The organism is Methylobacterium sp. WL116 (assembly GCF_008039455.1).
Taxonomy (GTDB): Bacteria; Pseudomonadota; Alphaproteobacteria; order Rhizobiales; family Beijerinckiaceae; genus Methylobacterium.
This window is the reverse complement of record NZ_VRUV01000461.1, coordinates 1-3,645: the sequence shown is the minus strand read 5'-3', so window position 1 is coordinate 3,645 and position 3,645 is coordinate 1. Positions and strand designations below refer to the sequence as shown.

The following is a 3,645-nucleotide window of genomic DNA, read 5'->3' as shown; positions in this document are numbered from 1 at the left end:
CTGGCGGGGCTCGCGGCCGACGGCCTGGCGCGGGCCGCCAAGGACATCAGCATGGCCGGGCTCGTCGGCACCGCGCTGATGCTGATGGAATGCTCCGGCGTCGGCGGCCGGATCGACCTCGACCGGCTCCCGATCCCCGACGGCGTCGCGCTGGAGCGCTGGCTCACCGCCTTTCCGAGCTTCGGCTACCTCGTCGCGGCCGCCCCCGCCGAGGCGCCCGCGGTCGTCGGGCGCTTCACCGAACGCGGGATCGCGGCCGCCGGGATCGGCAGCCTCGACGCGAGCCGGGTCGCGCGGGTGGCGCGCGGGACGGAGGAGGCAGTGGTGTGGGATTTCGGCAGCTCGCCGCTGATCGGCTGCGGCGCGACCCGCGGCGAGGGAGCGTGAACCCATGCCGCGGCAGCTGCGCATCGCGATCCTGACGCATTCGACCAACCCGCGCGGCGGCGTGGTGCATGCCCTGGCGCTGGCGGAAGCGCTGTGCGGGCTCGGGCACGAGGCCAGCGTGCACGCCCCCGACCCCACCGGCGGCGGCTTCTTCCGCCCCGCGCGCTGCCCCACCGTCTCGGTCGCGGCCAAGCCCGCGGCCGGGACGACGGTCGAGCTCGTCCGGGCGCGGATCGCCGACTACCTCCGCCATTTCGCGACGCCGGCGGCCTGCGACTTCGACCTGTTCCACGCCCATTGCGGCATCGGCGGCAACGCGCTCGCGACCCTGGCCCGCCGCCGCCTGATCCCGGGCTTCGTCCGCACCGTCCACCACGTCGACGCGTTCAGCGATCCGCAGCTCGCGCAGTGGCAGGACCGGGCGATCCTGGACGCGCAGGCGCTGCTCTGCGTCAGCGCCGGCTGGAAGGGCGTGCTCGCGAGCGATTACGGGGCCGAGGCGACGATCGTCGGCAACGGGATCGACACCGACGCCTACGCACCCGAGCCGGCCGACGACGACGCGGCGGTCGCGGCGCGCTTCGGCCTCAGGACCGGCCCGGTGCTGCTCGCCGTCGGCGGCTTCGAGGCGCGCAAGAACACGCTGGGCATCGTCGCAGCGTTCGCCGCGTTCCGGGCCTCGCACCCGGAGGCGCAGCTCGTGGTGGCGGGCGGCGCCTCGCTCCTCGACCACGCGGATTACCGGGCCCGCTGCCGGGACGCGCTGGCGCGGGCGGGTCTCGCCGTCGGGCCCGGGCAGGCGGTGGTCGAGACCGGGCCGGTGGCGCAGGCCGTCATGCCGGCCCTCTACCGCCGCGCCGACGCCCTGGTGTTCCCGTCGCTGAGCGAGGGGTTCGGCCTCTGCGTGCTCGAGGCGATGGCGAGCGGCACCCCGGCGATCGTCTCCGACTGCGCGCCGTTCACCGAGTATCTCGGGCCCCGCGACGCCCTGTTCGTCGATCCCGACGACGCCGCCGCGATCGCCCGCGCGATGAAGGCCGCCCTCGACCCGGAGGTCCGGGCGCGCCTGATCCCGGCCGGGCTCGCGATCGCCAAGACCCATCCCTGGCGGCTCTGCGCCGAGCGGCACCTGCCGGCCTACGCCGCCTGCGCGCGCCGGCGCTTGGAGACGTCCCATGCCTGAGATGCGCTTCCACATCCGCTGGCCCGACGGCGCCCGCGAGGCCTGCTACTCGCCCTCCCTGGTGATCAAGGACCACCTCGCGGTCGGCCAGGACTATCCGCTGGCCGAGTTCGTCGCGCTGAGCCGCACCGCGCTCGGGATCGCGAGCGAACGGGTGCGCGAGCGCTACGGCTTCCCCTGCGGCCGGGCGCTCGCGCAGCTCGCCCGGATCGAGGAGGGCGCGCGCCGGCAGGCGCCGGGCACCGTCCACGTCGAGGCCTTCGAGGAATGACCGTTCGCGAGGAATGACCGTTCGCTCCGCCCGCACGCGGGCGGGCCTTCGCCAGAGACCAGGAGACGCGCCATGAGCCGCCAGCCCGAGCCGGACACCCATTCGCCCGCGCACTGGCCCGTGATCGTCGTCGGCGGCGGCCAGGCCGGGCTCGCGATGAGCCGGCAGCTCGCCAACCGCGACATCCGCCACGTGGTCTTCGAGAAGAACCGCATCGCGCACACTTGGCGGACCCAGCGCTGGGACAGCTTCTGCCTCGTCACCCCGAACTGGCAGTGCCGGTTGCCGGACTTCCCCTACGACGGGCCGTCCCATGACGGCCGGGACCCGCACGGCTTCATGCGGCGGGAGGAGATCGTCGGCTACATCGAGGCCTATGCCCGCCACATCGCGGCGCCCCTGCGCGAGGGCGTCGGCGTCGCGGCGATCCGCCCGCGGCCCGAGGGGGGATTCGCCGTCGCCACGGGGGAGGGGGTCCACACCGCCGACGCGGTGGTGCTGGCGATCAGCGGCTACCACCTGCCGGCGATCCCGGCGATGGCCGCGGGCCTGCCGGCGGAGGTGCGGCAGGTCCATTCCTCGGCCTACCGCAACCCGGCGCAGATGCCGGACGGGGCGGTGCTCGTCGTCGGCTCCGGCCAGTCCGGCTGCCAGATCGCGGAGGACCTGCACCTGGCCGGCCGGACGGTGCATCTCGTCACCGGTTCGGCGCCGCGCTGCCCGCGGGTCTACCGCGGGCGCGACGCCGTCGACTGGCTCGCCGAGATGGGCCAGTACGACCTCACGGTCGAGAAGCATCCGCTGAAGGACGAGGTCCGGCGCAAGGCCAACCACTACCTCACCGGCCGCGACGGCGGGCGCGACATCGACCTGCGCCGCTTCGCCCTGGAAGGCATGCGCCTGCACGGGCGGCTGACGGGCATCGACGGCCCCCGCCTCGCCTTCGCCGACGATCTTGCGAAGAACCTCGACGGGGCGGACGCGGTCCATGTCGGCATCCAGGCCGCCATCGACCGGCACATCGCGGCAGCCGGCATCGCGGCCCCGGAGGAGGCGCACTACGCCCCCGTCTGGCAGCCCGGCCCGTTCGAGCCCGTGCTCGACCTCGCGACGGCCGGAATCCGCAGCGTGATCTGGGCGACGGGGTTCCGTGCCGATTTCGGCTTCGTCGAGGCCGACATCCTCGACGGCCGCGGCCTGCCGGTGCACCGCCGCGGCGTCACCGCCCAGGACGGGCTCTACGTCGTCGGCATGCCCTGGCTCTGGACCTGGGGCTCGGGGCGCTTCTCCGGCATCGCGCAGGACACCGCCTACCTCGCCGACGCGATCGCCGGAGCCGCCGCCGCGCAGCCGCTTCCGATCGCCAGCTGAGACGGCGGCCTCCGCGAAGGCCTACCCGACGATCACCCGCCGGTCGCCGGCCCGGCGGGTGAAGCCGGTGGCGTCGAGGTGCTCGAGCAGCGGGATCGAGAATTTTCGCGAGATGCCCAAGGCCGCCCCCGCCTCGCGGGCGAGGAAGCCGGATTCGGGCTGGGTCGCCCCGGGGAAGGCGGTGCGGAGCTTGGCCCGGGCCTCCTCCACCGCCGCCTTGTGGAACAGCACGGCGCGGCGCTGCACCCGGTCGACGGCGCGGATCACCGTGCCGGCGCCGACGAGGTAGGTCAGCGCCTCGCGGCGGCGCACGTCGCGCCCGATCGCCTCCGCCTCGTCGGGCGGGTTGAGCCCGGCCTGGCGGAACACGGCTTCCAGGCGCCGGGCGACCTCGCTCTCGTTGCGGGCCGGGTTGAACGCCGCGCGGCGGAAG

The 3,645-nt window shown here is 74.9% G+C and carries 5 protein-coding genes; 4 read left to right on the top strand and 1 reads right to left on the bottom strand.

Annotated elements, in window-relative coordinates; all coding sequences use genetic code 11:
* From FV223_RS22740 to FV223_RS22725, 4 genes are all read left to right on the top strand, one after another.
* Positions 1-387 (top strand): AIR synthase-related protein (locus FV223_RS22740; protein ID WP_246687946.1); only part of this gene is annotated, 387 nt, incomplete at its 5' end.
* Positions 388-391: 4 nt separating this feature from the next.
* Positions 392-1,570, top strand: a complete 1,179-nt coding sequence (locus FV223_RS22735) for an MSMEG_0565 family glycosyltransferase (protein WP_147729118.1) — start codon at positions 392-394, stop codon at positions 1,568-1,570.
* Complete coding sequence (locus FV223_RS22730) at positions 1,563-1,841, top strand: MSMEG_0570 family nitrogen starvation response protein (RefSeq protein WP_147729117.1); 279 nt, start codon at positions 1,563-1,565, stop codon at positions 1,839-1,841. The genes FV223_RS22735 and FV223_RS22730 overlap by 8 nt, the downstream gene beginning before the upstream one ends.
* Before the next feature lie 72 nt (positions 1,842-1,913).
* Positions 1,914-3,212 (top strand): MSMEG_0569 family flavin-dependent oxidoreductase, encoded by a 1,299-nt coding sequence (locus tag FV223_RS22725; protein ID WP_147729116.1) that lies wholly within the window; start codon positions 1,914-1,916, stop codon positions 3,210-3,212.
* A 21-nt stretch (positions 3,213-3,233) separates the two neighbouring features.
* Here the strand turns inward: FV223_RS22725 and FV223_RS22720 are convergent.
* The coding region (locus FV223_RS22720; RefSeq protein ID WP_187276216.1) for a SelB C-terminal domain-containing protein at positions 3,234-3,645 on the bottom strand (412 nt) is incomplete at its 5' end.